The organism is Candidatus Poriferisodalis sp. (genome assembly GCF_965208555.1).
Taxonomy (GTDB): Bacteria; Actinomycetota; Acidimicrobiia; order Acidimicrobiales; family Poriferisodalaceae; genus Poriferisodalis.
The window spans coordinates 3,000,861-3,027,505 of the sequence record NZ_OZ242342.1 but is presented as its reverse complement, the minus strand read 5'-3'; the positions used below and the strand labels follow the sequence as shown (position 1 = coordinate 3,027,505).

Annotated in this window: 22 protein-coding genes; 12 read left to right on the top strand and 10 right to left on the bottom strand. The window is 66.9% G+C overall.

Annotated features, from left to right (window positions below; all coding sequences use genetic code 11):
- Position 1 precedes the first annotated feature (1 nt).
- On the bottom strand, positions 2-2,287 hold the full coding sequence (locus tag ACOGXE_RS13900) for a RelA/SpoT family protein (RefSeq protein ID WP_419931498.1): 2,286 nt from the start codon (positions 2,285-2,287) through the stop codon (positions 2-4).
- Positions 2,288-2,450: 163 nt separating this feature from the next.
- On the opposite strand from ACOGXE_RS13900, the gene ACOGXE_RS13895 reads away from it, so the two are divergent.
- The 3 genes from ACOGXE_RS13895 to ACOGXE_RS13885 are packed head-to-tail and all read left to right on the top strand — an operon-like array spanning position 2,451 to position 3,271.
- Positions 2,451-2,720, top strand: coding sequence for a type II toxin-antitoxin system Phd/YefM family antitoxin (locus ACOGXE_RS13895; protein WP_419931497.1), 270 nt, complete (start codon positions 2,451-2,453; stop codon positions 2,718-2,720).
- On the top strand, positions 2,717-3,001 hold the full coding sequence (locus tag ACOGXE_RS13890; protein ID WP_419931495.1) for a type II toxin-antitoxin system RelE family toxin: 285 nt from the start codon (positions 2,717-2,719) through the stop codon (positions 2,999-3,001). The genes ACOGXE_RS13895 and ACOGXE_RS13890 overlap by 4 nt, the downstream gene beginning before the upstream one ends.
- Positions 3,002-3,043: 42 nt before the next feature.
- Positions 3,044-3,271 (top strand): hypothetical protein, encoded by a 228-nt coding sequence (locus ACOGXE_RS13885; protein ID WP_419931494.1) that lies wholly within the window; start codon positions 3,044-3,046, stop codon positions 3,269-3,271.
- 51 nt (positions 3,272-3,322) lie between these two features.
- Here the strand turns inward: ACOGXE_RS13885 and ACOGXE_RS13880 are convergent, their stop codons facing one another.
- Positions 3,323-4,132, bottom strand: coding sequence for an HNH endonuclease family protein (locus ACOGXE_RS13880; RefSeq protein WP_419931493.1), 810 nt, complete (start codon positions 4,130-4,132; stop codon positions 3,323-3,325).
- 642 nt (positions 4,133-4,774) lie between these two features.
- Between ACOGXE_RS13880 and ACOGXE_RS13875 the strand changes: the two genes are divergently transcribed.
- The 9 genes from ACOGXE_RS13875 (at position 4,775) to ACOGXE_RS13835 (ending at position 18,548) form a co-directional block, all read left to right on the top strand.
- Positions 4,775-5,320, top strand: coding sequence for a hypothetical protein (locus ACOGXE_RS13875; RefSeq protein WP_419931492.1), 546 nt, complete (start codon positions 4,775-4,777; stop codon positions 5,318-5,320).
- On the top strand, positions 5,317-5,943 hold the full coding sequence (locus tag ACOGXE_RS13870) for an alpha-ketoglutarate-dependent dioxygenase AlkB (RefSeq protein WP_419931491.1): 627 nt from the start codon (positions 5,317-5,319) through the stop codon (positions 5,941-5,943). Before ACOGXE_RS13875 ends, ACOGXE_RS13870 begins: the two co-directional genes overlap by 4 nt.
- A gap of 400 nt (positions 5,944-6,343) precedes the next feature.
- Positions 6,344-6,580 (top strand): hypothetical protein, encoded by a 237-nt coding sequence (locus ACOGXE_RS13865; protein WP_419931490.1) that lies wholly within the window; start codon positions 6,344-6,346, stop codon positions 6,578-6,580.
- A gap of 113 nt (positions 6,581-6,693) precedes the next feature.
- On the top strand, positions 6,694-9,330 hold the full coding sequence (locus ACOGXE_RS13860; RefSeq protein WP_419931489.1) for a hypothetical protein: 2,637 nt from the start codon (positions 6,694-6,696) through the stop codon (positions 9,328-9,330).
- A gap of 78 nt (positions 9,331-9,408) precedes the next feature.
- Positions 9,409-12,744, top strand: a complete 3,336-nt coding sequence (locus tag ACOGXE_RS13855; protein ID WP_419931488.1) for a tubulin-like doman-containing protein — start codon at positions 9,409-9,411, stop codon at positions 12,742-12,744.
- 1,490 nt (positions 12,745-14,234) lie between these two features.
- Positions 14,235-15,335 (top strand): hypothetical protein, encoded by a 1,101-nt coding sequence (locus ACOGXE_RS13850; protein ID WP_419931487.1) that lies wholly within the window; start codon positions 14,235-14,237, stop codon positions 15,333-15,335.
- Between the two features lie 222 nt (positions 15,336-15,557).
- Positions 15,558-16,703, top strand: a complete 1,146-nt coding sequence (locus ACOGXE_RS13845; RefSeq protein WP_419931486.1) for a DUF222 domain-containing protein — start codon at positions 15,558-15,560, stop codon at positions 16,701-16,703.
- An 80-nt stretch (positions 16,704-16,783) separates the two neighbouring features.
- Complete coding sequence (locus ACOGXE_RS13840) at positions 16,784-17,074, top strand: hypothetical protein (protein WP_419931485.1); 291 nt, start codon at positions 16,784-16,786, stop codon at positions 17,072-17,074.
- A 250-nt stretch (positions 17,075-17,324) separates the two neighbouring features.
- Complete coding sequence (locus ACOGXE_RS13835; protein WP_419933526.1) at positions 17,325-18,548, top strand: ATP-binding protein; 1,224 nt, start codon at positions 17,325-17,327, stop codon at positions 18,546-18,548.
- A gap of 40 nt (positions 18,549-18,588) precedes the next feature.
- Here ACOGXE_RS13835 and secF read toward each other — a convergent pair whose 3' ends face one another.
- The 8 genes from secF to ruvC form a co-directional block, all read right to left on the bottom strand.
- Positions 18,589-19,740, bottom strand: a complete 1,152-nt coding sequence (gene secF, locus ACOGXE_RS13830; protein WP_419931484.1) for a protein translocase subunit SecF — start codon at positions 19,738-19,740, stop codon at positions 18,589-18,591.
- Positions 19,737-21,416, bottom strand: coding sequence for a protein translocase subunit SecD (secD, locus tag ACOGXE_RS13825; protein ID WP_419931483.1), 1,680 nt, complete (start codon positions 21,414-21,416; stop codon positions 19,737-19,739). The genes secF and secD overlap by 4 nt, the downstream gene beginning before the upstream one ends.
- Positions 21,417-21,461: 45 nt before the next feature.
- Positions 21,462-21,776, bottom strand: coding sequence for a preprotein translocase subunit YajC (gene yajC / locus ACOGXE_RS13820; RefSeq protein WP_419931482.1), 315 nt, complete (start codon positions 21,774-21,776; stop codon positions 21,462-21,464).
- Between the two features lie 66 nt (positions 21,777-21,842).
- Positions 21,843-23,111 carry a tRNA guanosine(34) transglycosylase Tgt gene (tgt, locus tag ACOGXE_RS13815; protein WP_419931481.1) on the bottom strand — a complete coding sequence of 423 codons (1,269 nt, stop codon included), beginning with the start codon at positions 23,109-23,111 and terminating at the stop codon, positions 21,843-21,845.
- Positions 23,108-24,328 (bottom strand): tRNA preQ1(34) S-adenosylmethionine ribosyltransferase-isomerase QueA, encoded by a 1,221-nt coding sequence (gene queA, locus ACOGXE_RS13810; RefSeq protein WP_419931480.1) that lies wholly within the window; start codon positions 24,326-24,328, stop codon positions 23,108-23,110. Before queA ends, tgt begins: the two co-directional genes overlap by 4 nt.
- Entirely contained in the window at positions 24,325-25,440 is a 1,116-nt protein-coding gene (gene ruvB, locus ACOGXE_RS13805; RefSeq protein ID WP_419931479.1) for a Holliday junction branch migration DNA helicase RuvB, read from the bottom strand. Before ruvB ends, queA begins: the two co-directional genes overlap by 4 nt.
- Complete coding sequence (ruvA, locus tag ACOGXE_RS13800) at positions 25,437-26,054, bottom strand: Holliday junction branch migration protein RuvA (protein WP_419931478.1); 618 nt, start codon at positions 26,052-26,054, stop codon at positions 25,437-25,439. Before ruvA ends, ruvB begins: the two co-directional genes overlap by 4 nt.
- Positions 26,051-26,611 (bottom strand): crossover junction endodeoxyribonuclease RuvC, encoded by a 561-nt coding sequence (ruvC, locus tag ACOGXE_RS13795; RefSeq protein WP_419931477.1) that lies wholly within the window; start codon positions 26,609-26,611, stop codon positions 26,051-26,053. The genes ruvA and ruvC overlap by 4 nt, the downstream gene beginning before the upstream one ends.
- Positions 26,612-26,645 lie beyond the last annotated feature (34 nt).

Below are 26,645 nucleotides of genomic sequence, written 5' to 3'. Positions count from 1 at the left end.
TTCAGTACTCGGTGCGGGCGAGGCCTTCGAGGGTGCGGTAGGCATCGAACACGCCGGGCACCTCGCGCAGGGCGGCCAGCAGCTGGTCCAGCAGGATCGGGTCACCGACCTCCACCTCGAACTGCATGACCGCCACCTGGTCGTCGCCCACGAAGGTGTCGCAGCTCGCTATCGACAGATCGTGGCGGCCCGACACCACCTGCACCACGTCGAGCAGCAGCCGGTTGCGGTCCAGGCCCCGAACCTCGAGTGCGGCGGCGAACTCGCCCGCCCAGCTCTCGTCCCATTCCACCTCGACCTGGCGGGCCCCCGACGCCGTTGCCAGCTCGGCCGCGTTGGCGCAGTCGGCCCGATGCACCGAGATGCCGCGCCCGCTGGTCGAGAAGCCCAAAATCTCGTCGCCGCGTACCGGGCTGCAGCACCGCGCCAGGCGCACCAGCGCGTCGTCGTGACCGTCGACGTGCACGCCGGCGGAGCGGCGGCGGCGCGAGCCCCGCTGCCTGGCGGGCCGGGCCGGCAGCTGCACGCCGTCGCCCTCGCCTCGCAAGTGGCTGACCAGCCGCTTGGCCACCGAATGGGGCCGCACGTCGCCCTTGCCGACCGCTTCGAAGAGCTGGTCCAGATCGGCCCGGCTGAACTGCTCGGCCACGGCGCGCATCTCGTCGCCGTCGATCAGCAGCGACGCCTTGAGCCCCTCGGAGCGCAGCTCGTCCGAGACGGCTTCCCGCCCGGCGGCCTCCCACTCGGACCGGTCCGAGCGGGCGAACCAGCGCCGGATGCTGTAGCGGGCCCGGGGCGTGACCGCGATCTCCAGCCAGTCGCGTGACGGCCGCGTCCCCGGGTCGTCCGAGGTGAACGCCTCGACGGTGTCGCCCGAGCGCAGCGGCCGATCCAGCGGCACCAGCCGTCCGTCGATCTTGGCGCCGATCAGCGAGTCGCCGATGTCGGTGTGAATGGCGTACGCGAAGTCGATCGGCGTGGCACCGGTCGGCAGCGTGACCACGTCGCCCTTGGGCGTGAACACGTACACCTCGCCGTGGCCGAGGTCGCTCGCGATCGTGCGCATGAACTCGGCCGGGTCGTCGGACTCGGCCTGCCACTCGACCAGCCGGCTCAGCCACGGCATGTCGGCCTCTGCAGCCGCGCTGCCGTGGCGCTCGGCCTTGCTGCCCTTGCTGCTGCCCTTGCTGCTGCCGCCGTTGCGCTCCGATTTGTAGCGCCAGTGGGCCGCCACGCCGTACTCGGCCCGCTGGTGCATCTCGTCGGTGCGGATCTGCACCTCCACAGCCGTGCCGGCAGGCCCCACCACCGTCGTGTGCAGCGACTGGTACAGGTTGAACTTGGGCATAGCGATGTAGTCCTTGAACCGGCCCGTGACCGGCTTCCACGTCGCGTGTATGGAGCCCAGCGCGGCGTAGGCGTCGCGGATGGTCGGCACCACCACCCGGATGCCCACCAGGTCGAAGATCTCGTCGAACGAGCGGTTCTTGATGACCATCTTCTCGTAGACGCTCCAGTGGTGCTTCTTGCGCCCGGTCACCGTGGCCTCGATCTTCATGCGGGAGAGCTGCTCGCGGACCTCCTCCAGCACTTGGTCGACGTAGCGCTCCTGCTCGGGGGTGCGCTCGGCCAGCATGCGGTCGATCTCGGCGTATCGCTTCGGGTACAGCGCTGCGAAGGCCAGGTCTTCCAGTTCGTCGCGCACCTGTTGCATGCCCAGCCGGTTGGCGAGCGGGGCGTAGATGTCGAGCGTCTCGCGGGCCACGTCGGCTTGTTTCGCGCCGGTCAGCGCCCCCACCGTTCGCATGTTGTGCAGCCGGTCCGACAGCTTGATCATCAGCACGCGCGGATCGTTCGCGATGGCCACCAGCATCTTGCGCAAGGTGGCAGCCTGCTGGGCCTGCTTGGATGCGAACCGCACCCGGTCCAGCTTGGTGACGCCGTCCACGATGGCCGCTACCTCGGGGCCGAACTCGTCGGAGAGCGCCACCAGCTCGACGCTGGTGTCCTCCACCGCGTCGTGTAGCAGTGCCGCGGCAATCGACGTGTCGTCAAGGCCGAGTTCGGCCACCACCCGTGCCACCGCCACCGGATGTGTGATGTACGCCTCGCCGGTCTTGCGTCGCTGACCCTCGTGCGCCGCCGCCGCCGCCTCGTAGGCCCGGATGATCAGCTCGGGCGATCGTTTGGGCCAGCGCTGGCGGTAGCGCTCGACCACCGGCGAGATGTCGGCCGCGACCGTGTTCGCGATGCGCCGCCACGGCAGCACGCGCGACACCGCAGGCATGGTCCTAGCCAAGCTTCTCGCAGCGGCGTCCGGCCGCTGCCCGGCCGAACACGGGAAGACTCACACCCTCATTGTGCCGTGCCCCGCCGACGGTCAGGGTCTTCGACGCCGGGAGCCGGAACTGTGTGCACGATCTCCATCAGTCCGTGGCACAATTGTGGCCATGTCGACCGAATCGCTGCGTACCGTGAGGGATCAATTCTCTGACTTCGTGGAGCGTGTGCACAGCCAGCACGAGCGAGTCGTCATCACTCGCAACGGATCGCCTGCAGCGGTGCTCATGAGCCCTCAGGATCTTGAATCGCTGGAGGAAACGCTCGCGATCCTGACCGACAGCGAGGCACTGCGCGAACTCGCGGCAGCCCAGCACGCCATCGCCGTAGGAGATGTCGTTCGCGGGGTGGAGGCGGTCCGGGCTCTCCGCGACGGATGAGCACAGCGCCCTACGACCTCGTCGTCGCAGGACCAGCAGCAGCAGCGCTCGCCAACAAGCTGCCAGAGGCCGTCGCCGCCGCCGTCATCGAGTTGATCACCGGACCGCTGCTCGAGGCTCCGCGGCACATCGGCGTGCCGCTGCGAGACGAACTCGAAGGGCTGTGGAGCGCCCGACGAGGCACCTACCGCGTCGTCTATCGCATTGACGACACAGATCGGATCGTCGAGGTCTTGCGCATCTCCCATCGCAGCGACGCCTACCGACCGGCAGGTTCTTGAATGCGATCCCCAAGCAACTCGTTGATTGGGCCGCTGGGGCGCTTGCCGTATCTTGGGAGCGTCGAGCGTGACGCGAGCCGGGACATCACCGTCTTCGACCTCTTCGAGAGCGCCGAGCGGATGATCGAGGCCCGCCTGCGCCGCGAGGACCCGGCAGTCACCCAGACCGACATCAGGGCTGCCATCGACGAATGGGCAAGCGGCGGCGATCGTCACCTCGACGCCGACGGCTACCTGCGCGAGGTCCCCGTGCCGGCCGACTGGCGGTGACCCGGCTCGACGAAGCGCTCGTGCGCTCAACAGAGCCATGCGGCGCGCTCGTCATTCGCTGGCGTCTACGGCGAATTGCGGCAGGTCGAACTCAAACTGACCTGCCGCACACTGCTCGATCCGCGACTCGAGCGCACTGCGCTCGGCTAGATCGACAGCCAGGTCCCAGCGAGTCTTGACGGCGATCCAGTCGGCTGCGTATTGGCAGCGATAGCCGGCGTCCGGCGGCCACCATTCGGCAGGGTCACGCGCTCCCTTGCTGCGATTTGTCGATGCGCTGACCGCGATGAGCGACCGTGGATCGCCGAGGTCGTTGGCGAACCGGGCCCACGTTGCCGCAGTCCACAAGTGCCCGCCGGATTCCCACGCTTCCGCCAGCGGCACGAGATGATCGATATCGAGCTCTGCCGCTTCCGTGACGACTGCGGAGTCATAGACCGAAAGCCAGTTGCCGTCGCTGCGCCGCTCGTCGCGCAGCACCCGCTCCCGGGTGGACAGGCCGCCGCTGTAGAGCCACCCGTTGAACAGCGCGTCCCGGTCGTAGCCGGAACGATGCTCTGCCGCAACGCGCAGCCGCTCGAACAGCCCGATGACGCTGCGACGGCGCTCGAGGTCCGCCGCTTCGGTCTCGGGGTCGCGAACGCTGGCTTCCGGAAACGTCACTTGCGGCAGCGCTGCAGCACCGACATCGTCCGGAGCAGCACCGCGGCTGTCGTCGCCGCTGTCGCCGATCTGACGCTCGGCCGTCTCATCGTCGGGAGCAACTGCGCCGTCCGTTTGGTCACGTTGCAGGTGAGTTGACGTCTCATCCGGCTGCGCGACCTGCGGGTCGCGTTCGGCAGCGATGCCTCTGTCTGTCAAAGGAATGCTGTCGGGGAGGAGGCTGCTGGTTGCGCGTCCACTCGGCTCCGCTGGACTCGAGTTCGCGCCTGCGGTGACTTGGTGAGCGGTCGGCAAGAAGGCCTGCGAATCCTCGGTGGCATCGCAAGCACCGAGCAAGACTGCGAGTGCGAGCATCGAAATGCACCGCGGGCGTCGGGGTCGCGGCGTACCGCAGCGCATCATTCGGCGTGCCACTCCCGAACAAGTTAGGACACCGGTCTCAGATTCCGCGTCGCCACGCCGCCTGATCAATGTGTGTATTTCCACATGTTCTGGGCAGAATTGTGTGTCGCCTCGCTGGCAGGTCAGAGGGGCTGTCACGTGGGGTTCGCCGAGTGTTCGAGAGGACGCGGTGTGTCAGACATGGGCCGCGACGCGGCGTACGACGGAGCATTCGACACCGTCATTAGCTCACAGTGGAACTCGATCTCAGAAGAGCAGCGAGCCGCTGCCGCCTCTAACAGCCGACGGGGGCGACTGGAGCCAGAAGCACCCGATGCCTTCGCGGTACACGACACTCGTCGCTACCAGCGAGGCCACGCAGATGTCTTTCGAGAGGTCTTCAACGAGGCGTACAAGGACTCGGGTCACGCCCCGCCAGTCAAGGGAGAGCGGCTGCTGGTGGTCGATATCGGCGCTGGCGCAGCGACAGTTGCAGTGGCCTTGCAAGAAGCCCTCGGCAATGCTCGACAACGACGAATCGAATATGTGGCATTCGATCCGAACCTGATGATGCGGGCACTCGGAGAGCGCATCCTCGGTCATGTCGCCAAGGGATTCAGATCGGCCAGGTACGTCCCAACGCTCGATGATCTCGACCCCAACGACGGCCACCGAATGCTCTTCGCATTCAGCTACGTAGCTCACCAAGATGCGGTGACCACTGATCACCTCGAACAGTGGGTGTCAGTCATCAAGGAAGCCGTCGATGCGGCTGACCGAGCAGTGGAGCTGATCTACACGACGGCTGCCAACCTCAGCGGTGACAAGTTCCCTGAACTCGGCGCAATGCTCAAACGAGCTGGCATCACACCAAAGACCAAGCCCGTTAGGGTCAAGGTTCAGAGACGATATCCGAGCATGGACGGCAGTGACGGGCGCGTGGGTTGGGACTGGCAAGACCGAAACTGGCAGGTGCAGGCGGAGCATTGGGTCCTGCGGTCATGAGCATGCGACTCTTTGCGCTGGATGAGGAGGCCGTCACCGCGCCTGACGGTCTGGAGTATTACCCCGACTTCTTGCAGCCTGCGGAGGAGAGCGATCTTCTTGAGATTCTCGCGAGGATTGACGGCGCCGAATGGCTCGCCGACATCTCCCGACGGGTGCTGCATTTCGGATACAAGTACGACTACTCAAGCCGCAACCTGGATGAATCGGCTTGCATAGGACCGCTGCCTGAGTGGCTAGACCGTCTGGCCCACAAAGTTCACGAGACCGCCTCGAGCGAAGCAAGACAGCAGCTCCGCGCTGCACACCCGTTCGAACAGGCGATCATCAACGAATACTTGCCTGGGCAAGGAATCGCTCCCCACGTCGACCGGGACTGCTTCGGCCCTGTCATCGCGACGGTCAGTCTGGGCTCAGCGACCAACATGGATTTCTGCCGTGATCAGACCGGCGAGAGTCATGTGCAGCGTCTCGAGCCTCGCAGCCTCGTCCTCCTGCACGGCGACGCGCGCTCGAAGTGGCGTCACGGCATCGCCAAGCGACGTAGCGACATATGGGATGACCACAGGGTGCCACGCCAGCGACGCGTGTCCATCACCCTCCGCACGATTGCAGATCAATAGAGGCGTCGGAGAGGCGAACAGTCCGTCACGCGCTGTGACCTGCGGCATTGCCTGAACCAATTGCGGCCTGAATGCCAGGCGCCAGATGTCAGTGTGCCATTCCGTACGCCTCTGAGCGGTCTTCTCTTTCCCATATGTTTGTCACAGACATGTGCAAATATGCACGAATGGCGATGTATGCCATGAGTTGGACGTGAATAGCGATCCCTTCAGCGATGACTCGTGGAGTCAGTCGCAACCCGGCACCGCCGCCGGACGCTCGGCGACGACATCATCCCGGGACTGGGACAACGCCGACCCGCTGAGCGAGTCGAGAGGCCCGTCTGCCTCGCGAGACCCACAGGGTCGACGCTCAAGCCGGGCTCGCTTTGCTCTCGCAGCCCTCCTCGCACTGGCTTCCGTGGGCGCCGCCATCAGTTCGGCCTCGTCTGGCACCAGCCGCGCGGCCAACGCCGTGTGCTTCGTTCTGGCTCTTCTGTTCTACGCCGGCACATGGATCCTGTACACCGCCAAGCGGGTCGAGTCTCACCTCGTCGGCGGCGGGCACCGCGTGCCAAGTTGGATCGCCGTACGACTCATCGCACTCGCGGGCGCGGTGTGGGCAGCGTGGAGCCTGGCTCAGGTGCTCGCGCTGTGAGCCGCCGTTGGGGCTGCCTTACGGCCAGCGTTCTTGCTGCCCTCCTGCTCGCGAGTGCCCTCACGCTCACCAGCGCTCCGCGCCACGCACAGGCACAAGCACAGGTGCCGGCTGTGTGCGATGCCACTGACGCGGTTCGCCTGCTGATGCTCTTCGACATCAGCGGCAGTCTCAAGGAGACCGACCCGAACGCGCGCCGACGCGACGGTGGCCTGGCTGCGCTCAGCGATCTCCAAAGACTGCTGAGGCAGCCGAGGTACGGCGAGGTACGGCTCTTCGTCGCCGCTGACAGCTTCGCGAGCGACTACGGCGAGAGTCCCTGGGTGCGCTTGACCGCGACTGCTGACTCCGCCGCGGCACAGCGCCTTGCTGCAAGCGTCGAAGATGTCGCGACGCGCGTCGACGGTGGCAATACCGACTACCGCGAAGCCTTGTCGGGTGCCCTGCAGCGCTTCGTCAACGAACCGCAGTCCGAATGCAAACGCATCTTCTGGTTTACCGATGGCGCGCACCACACCGACCCATCGGTCAAGTCCGTCCTGACCGACGAAGAATCCGGCCAGATCGATGAACTGTGCGCGGCCAATGGCGCTGCGGCCCGCCTGAGCGAGGCCAAGGTCGAGGTCACAGCCGTTCATCTCTCCTCACCCGGAAAGGGTGTCCCCGAGACCCTGCGGAGGCTGTACGGCAGGAGCTCGCGGCCATGTGCTCACCCCCTGATAGGCGAGATCGTCGACGTGTCCGAGGCCGGCCTGCTCGCAGACTCGCTCAGCGAGACAGTCGTCGACGACGCATTCGAATCCATCGAGCAACCTGCTCCACCCGAGCCTTGCGTAGGAGTGAGCAGCTCTGACGGGAGCCCAACTTGCGAATACGCGTTCCAGATCGACATTCAGACCCAGTCATTCGACCTGTTCATTCACCTGCGAGATCTTGACGAGCCTGACAGCATCGAAATCCTCATCCAGCGACCCGGCAGCGATCCCAGCAAGGTCGACTTTCCTGAGATATTCGCCGAGGCCGAACTACTGCACCGCCCCACATTCCTGCTCACGCATGCGCCGACGTTCAATTGGCGCAAGGTCAGAGCACACCAGGCCGCCCAGGCTTCAGTCGGCAGCTTGGGCTCGTCGCCTGTCGCCGGGTGGGAGGGTGAGTGGAAGGTGATCTTCCGCGGCCCGGAGCGATTGCTAGCGCGAGTCAGCCCGCCGCGCATTGAAGAAGAAGGCCTTCCCGAGTTACGGGCCTTCTACGAGCGGGACGAATTGCGTGGCGAGGTGATAACCGAGCATGGTCCGTTCCAGGGCCACGTCGAACTCAGCGTGGACGCACCCGAGACCAATCTGGACCGCCTGAGGGTCGGCCGAACCGACGGATACACGGTCATGGAAGATCTGCGCTGGTCGGCCTCCGACATCGCCAGCGAGCTCATGGAGGTGCCCGGCATGGTCGGTCACCTTGGCGAGACGCGCGGGATGGTTCTCGTTCAGGCGCAGCTCGTTCAGAACGTGGACTGGGGCGGGGAGTCGATTCCTTGGAATGTGCCCATGGCGACAGAATCGCTGCCAATTGAAGTCACCGGGGCCAGCGGATGGGGTGACGATTCCCCTCATCCATTCGTCGCCGACGTCACCCCCAACGATGAGCGGTGGTTGACACCGGCCGGATCCTTCACCGTCGACGCAGGGGCCGGCTCGCGCGATGGCCGCCTGGAGTTGGTTCGGGTTGAAGCTACTGCAGCGGATGGCCGCTCTCTCGAACTCAGCGGTATTGCATCGTGGCGCTGCGACGTGCCCGCCGGAGCACCTGACGGCGTCGTCGGTTGCCCTCCGATCCCCGTCGAGGTCGAGGCAAGCGACGACCTAGTCGCAGACTTTGTGTTCCACTTCACCGCACGTGTCATCGATGCCGAGGCATTGCTTGAGACAGCCGAAGCGCAAGGCTACGGCGACGAGGCGAGTCGGCGGTATTCCCCGATGCCGCGCACCGGGCAGGCATCGGGCATCGAGATCCGAGTCTCGAGCACCAGCGACACGCGGGCATGGTTTGTGTTGCTGCTCTTGACCATCGCGATGTTCGGATTAGGGCTGCGAGTGCACTCTGCGGCCCGAGTGCGTCGATGGCGGGCACTTGGGAACAGTCAGACGCTCGTCGCGCAAGTCAGGCTCGACGGCGATGAGCTCGTCCGGACCGACGGTCAAGCTGTCACGCCGGGGCCCGAGCAGATGACGCTTGCGCACGCCCTTACGCAACGAAGGACGCACGCCTCGGTCGGACCGGTGAGGCTGCGGACGGAATGGCTGACTGCGCTGCTCGGCAGCCGGCCCCGCATCACAGCGACGACTTCGCAGGGGGTGTGCTTGGCCGCGAAGGGCAGGAGGCGGAACCGCGGCATCGTAGGCACCGAGTTGCGTGACGGCTGGGCCATCGTGAAGCACGGGGAAGATTCCCGGTTGGTGATCTGGGATCTGGCACGGGACCCGTCTAATGCCGGGGACGGCGTCGAACGAGCCGCCCAAGCTGCTGCCAGCGCCTGCGTCCGCAGCAGGTTTCTCACGGCGGGCACCGAGGTGCAGCCGCGCGAAGAAGACGGCGAACCCGGCAACGAAGGTGAGCCGCCGCAGCAACCCGGCTTGGACTCGGGTCGAGACATGGACCCATTGAGCGCCGCACCGGCCGACCGGCCTGAGGCGTCCTCCGGGGAACGAATCGACCCGCTCGGAGGTGAGCCTGATGACCCCCTCGTCTAACCCCCGCAGAGTCGAGCCCGCGGCCGTGAACTCGAATGCGTCAACGAGACATGCCCCGATAGCAATGGAGACGAAACGATGCTCAGACCAGCAATCCTGATCGGTTGCGGTGGCTCCGGCTCGAAGGCGATCCGCTATGTGCGCGATGCCGTCGAACGGCGAATTCGACATGCTGGCTGGTCAGGCGAGATGCCGACCGGCTGGGAGTTTCTGGCGCTCGACACGCTGAACATCCAAGAGGACCCAACAGAGATTCCGCTGCTGCCTCAGTCCGACTTTCACTCAATCTCGCCTTCGCACAACAACTACCAGCGACTCGAGCCAGCGGTGCTCGCCCAGCACGAGCCATCGCGAGCTCGGACGCTGGTCGTCAAGGACGACAGCGGGCGGATCATCGCCTCGAAGAATGAAGGGGCCTACCTGGAACTCGTCGGATGGCGTCCACGACCGAGCGAGGTACGCGTGCCGCTGAAGACGGGGGCGGGTGCCAATCGCGCTATCGGGCGCTTCGCTGGAATCGACTCGCTCCACCACATTCTGGAACCGCCGATCAAGCGCGCATTCGAAGCCGCGGAGCAATCTTCAGGTGATCTCGCCCGGATCTCGGAGATGCTGCGCGTGCCGGTCAGACCTGGCGGAGAAGTGCCATCTCCAATGGTCGTGGTGTGCGCATCCATGGCAGGAGGCACCGGGGCCGGCGTCGCGCTCGATGTCGTGGAGATCATCAGAAACACTCACCCTGATGGTTCGTTTCCGTCACTCGTGCTGTTCACACCCGACATCTTCAATGAGCCCAAGTTCGACGCCCGCCGAAGTTCAATGGCAGGTAATGCGCTGAGTCTCCTGAGCGAGACGCTCAACGTCTACTGGGACAGCGAGCAGCAAGGCTTCCCGCTGTGGGCCGGGTCGCTCAATCAACCAGGACGCGGACCGCAAGCCACATTCCTAGTTGGCCGTCGCTCAATGCGCGGCGGCGATCTGGGCAATGCAACGTCTGTCTACAAGGCCGTAGGCGAGTCCTTGGCGAACTGGGTTACGAACTACTCCGTCCAAGAAGCGGTGCATCACTTTGTGACTGTCAACTGGGACGATCGAGCAGCCGACAGCCTCGGTGGCTACCCATTCGGCAAGCAGCACCAAACGGGCGCCGTGTCGTCATTCGGTGCCGCAACACTTTCGGTCGGTCGTGACCGATTCGAACGTTGGGCAACTGACCTGCTTGCGCGGGAGGTGCTGGAGGCGCTCGCACACGGGCACTTGCGCAACGAGTTGCAGGACCCGGGCCGCGGCAATCAACCCGAGAGCGTCATCATCGAGGAGTTAGCAGAGGTCGGGTCGGCGCACATCGCCCGCGGCGACGCCACAACGCCTCTCCGGCAGCGGGCCTCCGGAGACACGTCGCATCGCGGTGCTCTGTCGGCGGGCGACGCCTATGCGAATGACGATGCAGCGCGAAGTGAGCGCCGAAAAGTCGAATCAGATCTCCACGACGAGTTCCCGGCGAATATCGAAGGCAGTGGTGCCGATTGGCACTCGTGGTTGCAAAGCGCAGCGCAGCAGCGTCGCATCGAATCTCTTCAGCGCGCGAGGTCATTCGACGCAACGACCTGGGGAACCGAGATGCTGGCGGCAACGTGTCGGGCAGTCTCGGCAGTCGTAGCTCAGTCGTCACTCGAAGTCGCCCGCCATGCGGTCGAGCGAGCTGCCCAGTTGCTCAACGACGAGGCAGAGTCGCTCCGGCGACGCTCCGACGATGCGCGCCGCCAGTCCGACGACGAGCTCTCCGAGGCGCTTCGACGAATTCAGGAGGTGCCCTCAACCAACAGGGATTCTGCGACATTCAACGAAGTCGTGGCGGGGCTCGCGACAGGCATCGCACGCCTCTGGCTCGCCGAACGACTTGACATGGCTGCGATGGCCGTCGAAGCGGCGAACCACCGAGTCTTCTTTCCGGCCGGAGACACTCTGCGCATGGCCACGCGCAGCGTCGGCATCGCGCTCCAGCAACCCGAGGTGCAAGCGTGGCCGCGGGTCAACGACGGTGTGCCGCCTCCGTACCGTCCTTCCTCTGTAGAGCTGCCACTAGAGCAACATGACACTTGGCCAAGCCTGCTTGACGACCTCTGCGCGGAGGCCCAATCTCCGCGAACTGCTGCATCGCTGCCCGTCAATGCAGCCAGATTCGCCCTCGTCCTCGGCGACGACTCGACGGTGCCGCTTCTGTGGCCTCAGAATGGCGTCTGGTCGCCGACGGAAAGCAGCTTGGCTGCTTTCACCTGCCCTTCAGATGCCCAAGAAATCACAGAGCGGGTGACTAGTTGGACTCGCCGACCAAGCTCCCGATTCGATCGCTTCGTCAAGGAGGGGCTAGCTAGCTACTTGGCGGAGCGGGACCCGGTTACCGGCAGCGTTCGCGCTGACCATGCCGACCGTCTGGTAAGGCTCCGCGCTCAGTTGGGGGCGGCCAAATTGCAGTCTGCGCCGCTGGTGCGTATCGACCCAGCTGTGCACGGGGTGGTGTATCCCGGCCAACCGCCAATTGTCGGAGCTGAGGAGCTGCTGTGCGCTCCCTTTCCCTTTCCTGAGAGCCACCCGGCACATGACATCGCACGGCAGATCATCGGCGAGGACAACTACCAACTGGCGGACTCAGACGTGTCTTCGGTTCTGGTCTCGTCGTTTCTGAGCAAGCCCGTTCATCCGATGACCTTGGCTTCGTTTACGGAACCAGTCGCGGAGGCAGTCCTCGACACGGTCGACGATGAGGCCGAACTGCAGGCCTCATTCTGGCGATGGCGGCGCGCTCGTCGGCTTGACCAGTTCGTTCCTCTGCCTCGTGTTCTCCGTCAAGCGCTCATGCGCGGCTTCGCCGTGGCACGACTGTGCGGCTACGTCACGTCGGATACGTCGATGCCTTTGCTGATCAGCGGTGACGGCGGACCGGTCGAGTTCCCATACCCATTGCTCACCCAGGTCGAGAGCGATGATGTCCTGGCCGGACTGCTCGAGTCGTTCGGATTGGCGTTTGCATTTGTGAGCCGCGACAAGCTGGCGGCCTTTGAGTCCTACCGGCGCCTCCACGACCTTGGCGAGTCAGTCGGGAGTCTGCATGCCGATCTCGCCTCATGGCTTCAGACTGGCACCACGCCTCACGAGCGGGTCGACGAGCCACGCGCCGTCGGAGATAGCGCGGAGGAGCGCAGATCGGCCGCAGACAGATACCTGTCACTGAACTTGGAGCATCTCGAGAGCGTCGCAGCACAAGCGCTGTCGGGTAGCGAGAGCGAGACGAAGCCGCGCGACGGCCGCGCCGAGAGCGGTATCCCAACCCGAGAAGTCGTCGCGGAGGCAATTGGCTGCTACCAGCAGGTGAAGGATTCCCTACGCCACGTTGACGAGAGTCCTGTCGTATGACTCCCGCCACGCAGGGTCGAGACCTCCTCGCGCATACAGAGCACAGCCTCACGATCATCGTCGCCCGTGACATCAGCGGGCTTAGCACCGAGTTTGATGCATGGACACGCGCTGGCCTGCTGCGCCCGGTGGTGATCTGCGGTCGCGACGAACTCGCTCTGTCGACAGCTGACATCAGGTGTGAGACAAACGTCCGAGGAGACTGGTCAGAGATGGAGCTGTCAGACGCTCTCCGGCAAAGACCGGTCGAGTCGCTGACGGTCGCTGCTCTACGCCCGTGGACTCCTTCCGACACTGCCAAGAGCAGGCAGGGACTTGAGAACGAGATGCTTGTGCTCAGTCGCCTGCAGGATCGGTTCCGTATCGCAGATGTCGAATTCCGATCGCTGACAGTGTCCGTGCATGACGAGGCAACGTCGGTGGCGCACGAGACGTTCTCGCCTCAGTTCGACATGCACCTGATCCACGACGTCGATTTAATCGCTCACCATCGACTGCCCGCCGAAAGCGTCGTGACATCCCATGACGCCGCAGGCCGATTGACTCTGTGTGCGACGACCGCGTTGACGATGAGCGGTGCGTGGAGGTTCAGCCGAGGCCACCTGATCGAGACCGATCGCGGCGACGCGGCTGTGAACCCGATACGCGTCGTGCGCCCACAGGTCCGCATCGTATTTGCTGGTCGACTGCTGCGGGAGGCGTCAACAGGTCTGCTGCCGCTCGCTCCGCCCTGGCCCCTGCCCAGCGGCTCTGGTGCCGTGCGCGCACAGGCCGGTGCCGTGCCGCCGCCTCAGACTGCCGAGGCGATGTGCGCGAGCCTCGGACTCGATTTCAGCCCATTCGAGCCGGAGCCTCAACCCCGAGTTTCGTTGCCCGAACGACTGAGAGCGGCTTGGCACGCCCTCACCCAGGAGATTGCTCCACCGGGCGAGGCGACTGCAGACGAGCGAGCACTCGACGGGCTGCGCGACCACATCGTCGCCGGCAGGTGGAAGGGAGCAGGGCGAGATCGAGTCGACCCAATTGCACTCCGAAGGGACCTTGAGCGGTCAGGGCTGTCCCACCTGGTAGGCGGCGCACCGCGTGATCCAGTGCGTTGGGACGTTCTGCGGGATTTTGCCATCTGCCTCGTCGATGGCGGGGAACCCTCAGATGATGTTGTTCGGCACTTCAAGTTCCCGGTTGACGGTGAGGGCAGGCGGCTTGTCTGGAACGACCCGAACAGCATCATCGCTACCGATCCGCTGGCTGCGCCCGAAGACTGCGCGACTGCCGGGCCAACTGAGACAGCCGAGGATGCGCTGTTCGACACTTCTACCGAGGACAATCTGTTTCGACGGCTCCGGGACTATCTGGAGACTCAACTGCACAACGCAGCAGGACGATGCACCGGACGCCCAAGGACTCCAGAAAGAGAACTCGAGAAGTACGAGAAGGCGAGGTCAAGCGCAGCAAGGCTGCGTCGAGTTCGCAGCATCGTCGCCGGCCTAGTGACACTTGCTGCGTTCATCGTCATCGAACGGTGGATCGGCATCGTCGGCTCGCTGACCGACTTGATCGGGATTGGCACGATCGGCGGCAAGACCTCGAATCCGATCGTGGACATTCTCGTTGGCGTCACGGTGTCGCTCTTGGCGCTGCTATCGCTGGTGGTCACGGCATGGCGGGCCGGCATCGCGACGTTGGAGCACTATGACCTGCAGCGGTTGCGAAGATGGCACGTCGAGTCGGGGCGTCACCACGCCACCGAGGCAACCAGGCTGTGCGCTGCGTCCATCGAGTTTGACGACCATGCCGAGATCATCGCGGCCATGCTTCACCGCCCCTACAGCACTGGCCAGCCGAGCGCGGACGGGCGCATGGAGGTCGCCTCAATCCCCCACCCGTTCCCCATGATGATCGCCGCTGCGAACCCACTGCCCGAGCGTGTCGCAACCATGCGCCGACACGGACGCTCGGCGACAGTCGCCAGCGGATGGATCGGCGGCGTCTTCGCCTCGGCCTTGGACCGATGGCAGCAAGACTTTGAGGCCGCAGTCGCCGGCCCCTTCGACCATCCCGACGTCGACCACACGCCACCGGGCTTCGCGAGGCACCGAGACGCGCGCAGCAACGAGCCACTGCTCGGGCCTCGGGAGCACCTCGCGCAAGCCATCAAGGACGACGACGGACTTCGTCGTGAGATCACTTCCGACACAGTCAGCGACATGCTGTCGACGGCCCTCCCAGCCACTACAGATTCTCGAGGACCCGCCCGACGTCTGACTGAGCTGTTGGGTGCCGTCGCCGTGCCGAGTGCTCGCGCGCTCGACGGCCTGACCGTCTCCGAGTTCCTCAACCTGAGCAAGGAGCCAGACGACTTGAACTGGGAGATCCTTCGTCCCGGCAGCAGGCCGCCAGGCCAGCATCCATGGGGTCATCAGGTTCCGATCGAGATTCCCGAGGGTCCCGGACACCCAGAAACCCTCATCGCGTCATGCCGGGTTGTGATCTCGGACCCATTCCCCCCTGCCGACCTCATTGCCTGGGCACCCGACGGCTCTACGGATACAGCTCTTCGCGAGGAGACACCACCGTCTTCGGTGGTGTGAGGCCCGACGAACCTGTGTTCATCGGGCAGTCCGGCTTGCAAACTCGGCTGCATCGCCGGCCGATCTGGTCGCAGGCTCTCTGACGATCGATTCAGACCGAGATCCGTCCCGTTTGGCATCGGCCGCTCGGCTAGCCCCGCCTTGCTCCTCTGCCGGCACGGCCTGTAGGTGAGGACCGTCGCCGATCTGAACGTGTCACACCCCCCGCATACGGTCGTACCCATGACCAGTGGCACACACCTCAGGCACCAGTGGGGCGCCGCCGCAGCGGTGCCGGGGCTGCGCGTGCCGGAGGTGGATGTGGCTGGGCTGTGCTCGGGGAGCCTGCGGGAGCGGCTGGGCGAGATTGCCCGCGCCGAGTCACGGCTCGCAGCGATGAAGGCCGACGTGCTCGCCGAGATCGCCCTTCGCAGCGGTGATGGCGCCGCCGCGCACACCGTTGCAGATGAGATGGCAGTGTCGGGCCGCACAGCGCGCAACGACGTCAAGAATGCCGTTCGACTCCGCGAGCTCGACGCCACTCGCGACGGGCTCGCAGCGGGCACGGTCCCGGCCGGGCATGCGCAGGTCATCGCTCGCGCTGCCGGCGACGCACCCATCGACGAGGCGTTTCTGGCCGCGCGGGCCCAGCGCGAGGGCTACGACGAGTTCCGGCGCACTGTGGCCCGCCATGTCGCCGAGGCCAGCCGCGACGACGGTGCCTCGGTATTGGAGCGGCAGCGCCAAGCACGCAGCGGGACCGTCCGCACCCGTGCCAGCGACGGCATGACGGTGCTGCACCTCGAAGTCGACCCCATCACCGGCGCACGGCTCGGCACCGTCATCGCTGCCGTCGAAAGGCGCCTGTTCCGCAACGAAGACCCCGCTGCTCAGCGCACCCCCCAGCAGCGCACAGCCGACGCCGTCACCGAACTGCTGTTGGACCCGCACGCCAAGCGACCCGGCGGTGCGTCTCTGATCGTCGTAGCGGACTACGACATGGTGAACCATCAACTCGCAAGTGGGCGTCTCGCCGACGGCACACCGATCCCCATCGGCGAGATCGCCCGCATCGCCGTCGACGCGGACGTGCTGCCGACGATCTTCGAGGCCGCTACCGGAGACCTGCGCATGGGGCGCAGCCGCCGCACCGCCACCGAACTCCAGCGGGCCGCCCTGGCGCTGCGCGACAAGGGCTGCGTGGGATGCGGCATCCCGCCCGAACGCTGTCAGTACCACCACATCGACGAATGGCAGCACGGCGGGCCCACTGACTATGCGAACCTCCTCACGGTCTGCCACCACTGCCACAACGACAAGATCCACCAACAGGGCTTCACCGCCGAGTGGGACTCAGACAGGCCCGGCTACGAACTCCAGCCGCCGTGACCTGCATCGCATGACGCGGGCCTGACGCGGCGCATGGGCCGCTTGGATACAGCTACGAACTGGCACTGCCGAACGGAGATGTGCTGCGAACTCGCATCTCACGGCCGCCTGACCGCACCGTCTATGGCAGCGGGCTGTGGCTTCACATCCTGCGGGATCAGCTCCAGGTGGGCCAGCAGGAGTTCTGGCAATGCGTGAATGGCGGCATTCCGCCTCGGCGAAGCCAGCCCGTTGCCCCGGCGCAATCGATCCCCACCGAAGTGCTGTACCTGCTCAAGCAGCGAGTCGGCCTGAGTGACGACCAGCTAGCCGACCTGACTCCAGACTCGGCAATCGAGCGATTGCGGCAGTACTGGACAACCGGCCAGTAGAGCGTCAGCGGCGGCGGCCTAGCCAGGCTCGCAGCCAATCAGCCACGCCGTCGCAAACTCCGCAGTTCTCCTGCAATCTGCTGACCACGTGGCCTGCAACCTGTCAGGCAAAAATGCTGCAATATGTTAGGTAAATCTGCTGCAATCTGTTCGCTACGGTAGTACAGCCAGCTACACTGCAACAGTGGTCGTTGAGCAAGGCCAGCCATCGCCTCTGACGCCGAAGGGTTACCTGCCACGGGTGGCTGACATGGTCATGGCCCAAGCTCTTGCTGCAGCGCCCATCGTCGTCCTCGAGGGCGCCAGAGGAACGGGCAAGTCATGGACAGGCCTGCGCCACGCCCGCAGCCAGGTTCGGCTCGACAGCGATCCGGGTGCCCCCGAAGCCGCACTGCTGCGGCCCAAGAGCGTGCTGGAGGGCGACAGACCGCGGCTGGTCGATGAGTGGCAACTGGCACCGAGCCTGTGGAACGTGGCCCGACACATCGTGGACGCCGAGCCGGGGCCGGGGCAGTTCGTCTTCGCCGGCTCGGCCCATCCCCCCGACGATCGGACGCGCCACTCCGGCGCCGGACGCGTCATGCGAGTGCGAATGCGACCGATGTCCTTGGCGGAGTCGGGCGAATCCACAGCGCAGATCTCGATGGCCTCACTGCTGGAGGGAGAGGATTGCTCGGCCAAGTCGCCAGAGGCCACGATCGAAGATGTCACCGAGGCGCTGTGCCGCGGAGGCTGGCCCCGTCACATCGGCATGCCGGTGTCAAGTGCCCAAGCGCTATGCCGCGCCTATCTGGCAGAAGTCGCCCGTGCCGACATTCCCCGTCTGGGCCGCACACTGCACCGTCCCGAGCCTGTACTGAGACTCCTGGAGTCGCTGAGTCGCAACATCGCGACTACTGCGGCGGCGACAACGCTGTCGGACGACATAGCAGGCGACCGTCCGCCGTCGCGCGCCGCCGTGGCCGCATATCTCGAGGCACTGCGGCGAGTGTTCGTCGTGGAGGATCTGCCGGCATGGGCAGTGCATTTGCGATCTCGGGCCAGGCTGAGGCGATCACCCAAGCGCCACTTCGCCGATCCTTCGCTGGCGGCAGCCACCCTGCGCGCTGGACCTGAGCGCCTGTGGCGCGACACTGGCTATCTGGGTCAGGCCTTCGAGTCGCTGGTCGTACGCGATTTGCGTGTCTATGCGGAGGCCAACGACGCCACGGTGCAGCACTACCAGGACAGCAATGGTCACGAGCTGGACGCCGTGGTCATGCATGGCGACGGCCGGTGGCTAGCTGTGGAAGTCAAGCTGGGCTCGGGGGAACGGCTGGACGAAGCTGCGGCGAGTGTGAAGCGCACATGCCAGCAGATTGACGTATCCAAGGCAGGTGAACCAGCGAAGAAGCTGGTGATCACTGCCGCGGGCTACGGCTATGAGCGCACCGACGGCGTCTCAGTGGTGCCGATCACTGCCCTCGGCCCGTGAGTCACAGCCGCCCGTGTCGCGAGCGGCGGCGCACGATCGGCTAGCGGCGGCGGCCCTTTTTGCGGGGGCGGGGCGGGGCGCTGCGGGTGTAGCTCTCGGCGGCGAGCGCCTGGGTGGCAGCCTCCATCGAGTCGTGACGGCCGGCAGCGTCGGCCGCTGCCTGCGCGGCCGCCCAGCCGGGCTCGTAGCCCTTCAGCCACGCAACGGTGGGCATGGCCACGAAGATCGAGCTGTACGAGCCGACGAGCAGGCCGATCAGCAGCGCCGTCGCGAACTCCGCCAGGGTGCCGGCGCCGAGGAAGCCGGCGCCCACCACCAGCAGCGACAGCACCGGCAGCACTGACGTGATCGAAGTGTTCACCGATCGCGTCAGCACCTGGTTGAGCGACACGTTCGCGAGCGCGTGGTACGTGAAATGGCTGCGCGCCGGCAATGAGCGCTCGTTGGACTTCACGCGGTCGAACACGACGATCGTGTCGTACAGCGAGTAGCCCATGATGGTGAGGAACGCCACCACCGTCGCCGGCGTCACCTCGAACCCGAACAGCGCGTAAGCGCCGACGGTCAGCACGATGTCGTGCCCCACGGCGATCAGCGCGCCCACCGACATCTTCCACTCGAAGCGGAACCACAGGTACAGCGCTATCAGCACGAAGAACACCACGAGCGCCCGGCGCGCCTTGCCGGCCACCTCGTCGCCGAACGACGGGCTGACCTGCCGCGACGACAGGCTCTCCACGTCCACGCCGACGGCATCGGCCAGCGCCCCCGTCACCGCTGCGCTGTCGGCATCGGGCCCCAGCACGCCGCGCACCCGGAAGATGTCAGGCGCCCCGGTCACCACCACGAACTGCACGCGCGCATCGGGCACGCCGGCCGCGGCGGCCGCCGCGGCCACGTCGTCGGTGGACACGCCGCCGTCGGCTGTCTCGTCAGTCGTCAGGCTGTCGTCTGCCGTGTCGCCGGACCCGGCCCCCGCATCACCCGCTTCGGCGCTCTGAGCCTCCTCGGGCACCGGTATCTCCCACACCGAGCCGCCCTCGAATTCGATGCCGAGGTTCAGGCCCCGCACCAGCAGCGCCACCACGCAGACGAGCACGGCAATCGCCGAGCCGATCAGCACCTTGCGTGACAGGTGCAGGATGTCCCAGCTGTTCTCGCCTCGATAGAAGGTGCGCAGCGCAGCAATCACGGTGTGCCTCCCACCGGCCCTGCGCCTGCGGCAGACCCTGCGCCTGCGGCAGACACAGCCGCCGGGGCCGCGTCGCCGTCAGTCGGCGGGAGCACCCCGAGGCGCCGGGGTTCCTCGTTCACCAGCCGGCGGGCAATGAACACCACCAGCGGCCGCATGAAGAAGTACGACACGGCCAAGTCGATCAGCGTTGCCAGCCCGAGATACAGCGCAAAGCCGCGGACGGTGCCGCTGGTGAGCTGGTACAGCACGCCCGCGCCGATGAGCGATGCCAGGTCGGCCCACACGATGGTCGAGAAGGCGCCCTTGAAGCTGGCGTCGGCGGCAGAGCGAACCGCCCGGCCGCGGCGCACCTCTTCCTTGATCCGCTCGTAGTAGACGATGTTGGAGTCGACCTGGACGCCGATCGACACGATGATGCCGGTGGTGCCGGCCAGCGTCAGCGCCAGCCCCCGGCTCTCGCCGAGCCAGCTGATGAGCGACCACAGGATCGACCCGCTGATGGCCAGGCTGGCGACTGCGACGATCCCGAGCAGCCGGTAGTAGACCAGCATGTACAGGCCCACGAGGATCAGCCCGACGATGCCGGCGATCACGCCCGCACGCAGCGTTCCCTCGCCGAGCGTCGCCGACACGGTGCGCACGTCGTCCTGCTCGAACTCCACCGGCAGCGCACCGAAGCGCAGCGCGACCGCCAAGTCGCGTGCACCCTCCTCGTCGAACGTGCCCGAGATGACCGCCGTGCCCTCGAACTCGGTGGCGCGGATGACCGGGGCCGACTCGACCACGCCGTCGAGCACGATCGCCACCTGCTGCCCGAAGTAGCGGGCTGCTATCTCGTCGAAACCGACGGCGCCCTCGTCGGTGAGATCGACGTTGACGACCCACTCGTTGTTGAACGTTGCTGCTGCCTCGGCGACGGCTTCGCCGGTGAGCTCGGCCGGGCCCAGCACATATCCCACCGGCTCGCCTCGGCCCGGCAGCAGCACTGCCCAATCGGCGAGATCGTCCTCGGGAGCGGTGAACTCGGGGAACAGCTCGAGCCCGATGTCGGATGGATCGATCTCCTCCGCCTCGGAATCGTCGGCAGCCTCGCCAGTCTCTGAAGCGTCGCCATCAGCAGCTGCGTCTCCGGCCTCCGCCTCGAGTTCTGCTGCTGCCTCCGGGTCGATCAGCTCGAGCAGCTCCTGCGCTGTCATCTCTTGCTCATCGACCGACTCGTCCCCAGCGGCGTCGGAAGCCGACTCGTCCACGGACTCAGGATGCAGCGACGAGTTGTACGCCGTTGCGAGCTGCTGCGCTCCGCCGAAATCCACCTCGTCGAAGGGGTTGAACGTCAGCAGTACGGGCCGGAACCGCAGTTCCGCCGTCTGCCCGACCAGGTCGACGGCGCGCTGTTTGTCCTTGACGCCGGGGAGCTGCACCACCACCTGCTCGCCTTGGCGTGTGATGTCGGGCTCGGCCACGCCGAGTGCGTCGACACGCGACCGGATGATCTCGATCGCACGGTCGAGCTGCTCGTCGTCTGCTGGTGCCGTCGGCCGCAGGAGCACCTCGACGCCGCCCTGCAGCTGCACGCCCAGCACGGGCGCCCACCCTGCGGCCAGCACGCCCGCGAGCGAGCCGAAGCCGATCAGGATCGCGAGGAGCAGCGAGATGATCTGCGAACGGCGCACGTCAAACCAACGCGCCGATGCCTGCGCTCCGTGCTGCAGCCAGGGTCATTCCGATTCGTCGACGCCGTCCGATGCGGGCAGATCGTCTGCGCCTCCGCCGCCGGCAGAAGTGAGGATCTCGCCGATGGCACGGCGCTGCACCCGCAATTCCACATCGCTGTCCACCTCGAGGCAGACCACTTCGCCGGGCTCTTCGACCGCCACGATCTTTCCGATGACCCCGCCGACCGTGGCGACCTCGTCGCCGATGTCCGCAGCCCGCAGCATCGCGGCGCGCTCGGCGGCCCGCTTGCGCTGTGGCCGGATCATGAGGAAGTACATGATGGCGAACAGTGCGACGAGGATGATGATCGAACCCATGACGTGCTCCTCAGCGTGTCGTCACTCGGCGGCGCAGCGTACCGGGCTGCCACCGCAGGCAGCGGCTCAGCCCCAGACTTCGTTGACCTGCTCTCGAAACGCTGCGAACCGGCCGGCTTCGACGGCGGCGCGTGCGCCGGCCACCAGGTCGCTGAGAAACACGATGTTGTGCAGCGTCAGGATGCGACTGGCCGTCGGCTCGTTCACGCTCATCAGGTGCCGGAGGTAGCCGCGGCTGAAGCGGGCGCCGGGCCGAGGGCGCGCGCCGGGCAGAGGTTCGCCGGGGTCGAGCGGCGTGTCGTCTCGGGCGAATCGGGCGTTGCGAATGTTGATGCGACCCTGGGGCGTGAGCGCGGTGCCGTGGCGGCCGAGCCGGCTCGGCAGGACGCAGTCGAACATGTCCACTCCGGCCGCGATGGCGTCGACGATGCGTGCCGGGTCGCCGACGCCCATCAGGTAGCGGGGGCGGTCGGCAGGCAGCACGTCGGTGGCTGCGTGCAGGGCTGGGCCCATCTCGCGGCGCGACTCCCCCACTGACAGCCCGCCGATGCCGTAGCCGTCGAAGCCGATGGACGCCAGCGTTTCGGCGCTGGCGCGCCTGAGCTCGGGGTCGATGCCGCCTTGGCAGATGCCGAACAGCGCCTGCCCGCCGGCGCTGCCGTCACGGCGAGCAGCGTCCATGGCGGCCGCTGCCCTGGCCGCCCACAGATGGGTGCGCTCAGTCGCCTCTCGTACCTCGTCGGGGGGTGCGGGCAGCTCGGGGCAGATGTCGAGCGCCATCTGGATGTCGGCGCCCAATCGTCGCTGAGCGTCGACGGCGCCTTCGGGCGTCAGCCGCATCTGGGCGCCGTCGTAGGTCGAGCGGAAGGTCACGCCCTCGTCGTCCACCTTGGACTTCTGATCTGCGCCGCCGGGACGGCGGCTGTGCTCGTCTGCGCCGCCGGGACGGCGGCTGTGCTCATTGGCGCCGCCGGGGCGGCGGCCGAGGGACATGATCTGGAAGCCGCCGGAGTCGGTCAGGAAATGACCGTCCCAGCCGGTGAAGCCGTGCAGCCCGCCGAGCGCTTCCACAACCTCGACTCCCGGCCGTGCCAGCAGGTGATACGTGTTGGCCAGCACGACCTCGAGGCCGAGATGCTCGTAGTCCGTGGCATCGAGATGGATGACAGCGCCGCGGGTTCCCACCGGCATGAACACCGGCGTCTGGAAGGTCCCGCGGGCGGTCGTGACCTGCCCGCGTCGGGCGTTGCCGTCCGACGCCAGCACGTCGAAGGCAAGCCTGCGTGCGGCATCCGCCGCACGGGGCTCGTCACCCGACGCCGTCGCAGAGCTCATTGCGCGGCGCCGCGGCTCAGCAGCATGGCGTCGCCGAAGGACAGGAAGCGGTAGCCCTCCGCAATCGCAGCTTCGTACAGGCCGCGCCATCGCGGCCCGATGAACGCGTCGATCAGCAACAGCAGCGACGACCTGGGCAGGTGGAAGTTGGTGAGCATCGCGTCGACAGCCAAGAACTCAGCACCCCGGCGCAGGAACAGGTCGGTCCGGCCGCACACATCGGCGGTGCAAGCCTGCGCCGCCGAGTCATCGGCCGTGCCGGAGTCTCCCGCAGCCGCTGCCCGGAGCGGCCGTTGGCGAGCCGCAGCCTCGAGTGCCCGCACGGTGGTGGTGCCCACGGCGACGACCCGCTCGGCCGCAGCGCAGGCGTCGAGCGTCTGCGCGGACACCCGGTAGTGCTCGGCGTGCATCTCATGCTCGTCGGCGTGCTCGGCAGTCACCGGCGCGAACGTGGCCAAGCCGACCGTCAGGTCCACGGTCGCGATGCCCACGCCGTTCGAGCGCAGCGCATCCAGCACGGCTTCGGTCAGGTGAAGCCCCGCAGTCGGCGCCGCAGCCGAGCCGATCGAGCGGGCATAGACGGTCTGGTAGCGATCCGCCAGCGCCGCCCGGGTCGCCGCACTGTCGGCGGCATCGACGCCGAGGCGCGCGGCGATGGCGGCTCGCGTGGTGTCCGGGTCGATGTAGGGCGGCAGCGGCGCCTCCCCCGCGCGTTCGAGCAGTTGGGCCTGCGACACAGCGACAAGCGGCTGCTCGCCGACGAGCACACGCACCGCCCGCCGCTGCCGATCCAGGCGCTCGCCCACCACGACCTGCACGCTCGGGTCCCGCTCGGAGACCAGCACCGTTCCGTCGGCGATCCGGCGGGAGGGTCGCACCAGCGCCGCCCAGCCACGCTCGCCGCTGCGGCCAGCAGCCTGCGGAGGCTCGCCCGGCTCCGCTGCCAGCGGTGCCAGCAGCAGCACCTCGGCTGCGCCGCCGGTGCGCTTGCGAAGCGGCAAGCGAGCGGGCATCACCCGCGTCTCGTTGACAACCAGCAGATCTCCGGACCCGAGCAGCAGCGGCAGGTCGCCGATGGTCCGATGATCGGGCGCCTCGCCGGGTCCCCGGTCCACCAGCAGCCGGGCCGAGTCGCGCGGCTCGGCGGGAACGTGCGCTATCGACGACGGCGGCAGCTCATAGTCGAATTCGTCCATCCGCAGCCGCTGCGTGCTCATTGCTCGAACAATGATGCTGAGCCCTCGCCTAGGTCGGCTTCGGTGACCTGCGGCATATCCACACCGAGATGTGCGAACGCCGCGGCGGTGGCGATGCGACCGCGCGGCGTGCGTTGCAGCAGCCCGCGCTGGATCAGGAAGGGTTCGTACACGTCCTCGACGGTTTCGGTCTGCTCGCCGACGGTGATCGCCAGCGTGGACAGTCCCAACGGCCGACCGGCGTGGGTGACAGCGAGCGCGTCGAGAATCGCCCGGTCGACCTTGTCGAGGCCCAGCTCGTCGACGCCGAATGCTGCGAGCCCTTCCCGCGCCACGTCCACGTCGACGGCACCGCTGGCGCGCACCTCGGCGAAGTCGCGGACCCGGCGCAGCAGCCGGTTGGCGATCCGCGGCGTGCCCCGGCTGCGCGACGCAATCTCTGCGGCCCCCTCGGCGTCGATGTCCACGCCTAGGATCCCGGCCGCACGGGTCACGATGGCCGTCAGGTCGTCGGTGGAGTAGTAGTCGAGGCGTTCGACCAGCCCGAAGCGGTCTCGCAAGGGTCCCGAGATCAGCCCGGTCCGGGTCGTGGCGCCCACCAGTGTGAAGCGGGGCAGCTCGAATCGGATCGAGCGCGCAGCCGGGCCCTTGCCCAGCACGATGTCGATCGCGAAGTCCTCCATGGCCGGGTAGAGCACTTCCTCGACCACCTTGGGCAGGCGATGGATCTCGTCGATGAACAGCACATCGCCGTCGGCCAGATTGGTGAGGATGGCTGCGAGATCACCCGCCCGCTCCACGGCTGGGCCGGATGTCAGGTGCAGCGCTGCACCCAGTTCGGCGGCGATGATGCCGGCCAAGGTGGTCTTGCCGAGCCCCGGCGGGCCGGCGAACAGCAGGTGGTCGGGCGTTTGGCCGCGGGCCAGCGCTGCTCGCAGCGTGATGGCGACGTGCTCGCGCACTTCGGGCTGGCCCACGAATTCCTCCAGCGATCGTGGACGCAGCGAGGCCTCGGCGTCGCCGTCGTCTGCCGCCGAGCGGGCCGGGTCGGTGACGTCGCTGCGGCCCGGCGCTGGCGCCGCCGCCGATTCGTCGCGCCGGTAGCCCTCGGTGCGGGCGGGTCCGGCGCTCATCGCGGACCGAGCTCCTGCAGCGCCACGCGCAGCAGTGCGCCCGTGTCGGCCTCTGCGTCGTTCGCGGCAGCAATGGAGACCGCCGCCATGGCCTCACGCACCTCGGCCGGGCTGAATCCCATCTGGCTCAGCGCGGCGCGCACTTCGGCGACCGCTGAGCCCGCGCCGTCGCCGACCGGCGCCGCCTCACCGATGCTGGGGGTCGCCGGCGCGCCGAGCCGGGACTTCAGATCGAGCACCATCCGCTTGGACGTCTTGGCGCCGATGCCGGGCACCAGCTCCAGCGCGGCAGCGTCATCGGCGGCCACCGCCCGCCGCAGCTCATCGGGAGGCAGATGCGAGAGCACCGCGAGCGCCAGCGCGGGCCCCACGCCGTGCGCGCTCAGCAGGGCCTCGAAACAGCGCCGCTCGTCGAGCTCGGCGAAGCCGTAGAGATCCGACGTGTCCTCGCGCACGTGATGGTGGGCATACACGAAGCACTCGTCGCCGACCGGTCCGGCAGCGGCCAGCGTGGCCGGTGCGACGATGACGCGGTATCCCACGCCGCCGGCCTCGATCAGCAGCTCCCCGCCGGGGTCCTTGTCGAGCAGGCGCCCGCGCACCGAGCCGATCACGGCGGGGGCGTCGCTGCGTCAGAAGCGGGCAGCAGCACGCGCGCCCGGGCGTGAGTTGCGGCCCCGCGCCAGGGCGCCTGGGACAGGTGGCACAGCGCGACAGCCGCCGCGTCGGCGGCATCGGCCGGCTCGGGCGGCCCCGGCAGCGCGAGCAGCTCGCCGACCATCCGCTTCATCTGCTCCTTGTCGGCCCCGCCCCAGCCCGCAACGGCTTGCTTGACCTGGGTGGGCGTGTACTCGACCACCTCCACACCGGCTGCGGCCCCGAGCGCCATGGCCAGCCCGGCCACCTGCGCCACACCGATCGCCGTGCGGACATTGGCCTGGAAGAAGACTCGCTCCACGGCCACCACCGAGGGTTGGAACTCGGAGATGAGCGACCGCAGCTCGTGCATCTGCGTGGCCAGGCGGACCGCCTGCGGCTCTGCCGGGTCGGTGCGAATGACGCCCAGGGAAACCGCTTCGATGCGGGTGCGCTGCGTTCCCGAGCCCGAAATCTGCTCGACCACGCCGAATCCGCAGGTCGACAATCCGGGATCGATTCCGAGTACGAACATCAGTACGAACCGTAGCGTTTCGCGCCGTTACGGC